The following is a 793-nucleotide window of genomic DNA, read 5'->3' as shown; positions in this document are numbered from 1 at the left end:
AAATAACTCCAGCTAAAGCTGTGAATAAAGCACCTGAAGTTTTAAAGGATTTTTTAGACCAATTCAATGTAGATAGTGCTACGCAAAAAAGTGCAAGAGCACAGCTTGTAAAGTACTTAACAGATAATATAGGTAAAGAAGTCCACCTTTCAAAGATTGATGAAATCGCAGTATCTCATTTACCGGGCACTTGTACTGATGAAGAAAAACATAGCTTTATCGAATTTAGTAAGCGAGATAAGTATGAAATGCCTGCGACATTTGAAGCCAGAAAAAATAATGTAGAAAAATTAGCTAAAATCTATTACGCAACGGACGCTTTTAATCTTAACTTCGATCTTGAAAACATAGGGTTAGTTGGAGTGGAAGCTGATTCAAATAAGCCTATATTATTTAATAAAGATAATGATGATGTGATAATTAGAGGGCGCATGATCACTCCTGAAGTAAAAGCAGCCATTTTCCAAGTTACTTTACTTGATGATGATAGAAATGACTAATAAGGTCGATGTTCTGTTTGATAATACAGTTAAACTCTTCAAATTATTTGGAGATAAGATATCTTGTGAGAACGGTATTTTACGTTTAAGTGAGGAGGTAACTTTATCTTCTGAACAAGCTACAGCATTAAAATACTTATTTGAGAACGCTAGTAAGTTCAGGAAATGCGAAATCACTATAAATTGGGATGATGCTACTTCTGGCAATATTATAGCTAATGCAGAGTGTACAGGACTGAAAGTCGAGTTAAGCATTTATGATGGAAACAAGTTTAATTTTTATAAGAATGAAA

At 33.2% G+C, this 793-nt stretch carries 1 protein-coding gene and 1 pseudogene; both read left to right on the top strand.

Features of this window, described 5'->3' with window-relative positions; all coding sequences use genetic code 11:
- Window positions 1-500: nucleoid-associated protein (locus tag ASV53_RS24285; RefSeq protein WP_141226326.1), on the top strand; the 500-nt coding region annotated here is incomplete at its 5' end.
- Window positions 493-793, top strand: a pseudogene (locus ASV53_RS25895) (hypothetical protein); the annotation flags it as partial. The gene ASV53_RS24285 and the pseudogene ASV53_RS25895, both read left to right, overlap by 8 nt.

It is taken from the genome of Photobacterium sanguinicancri (assembly GCF_002265265.1).
Classification (GTDB): domain Bacteria; phylum Pseudomonadota; class Gammaproteobacteria; order Enterobacterales; family Vibrionaceae; genus Photobacterium; species Photobacterium sanguinicancri.
This window is presented reverse-complemented; position numbering and strand designations above follow the sequence as displayed.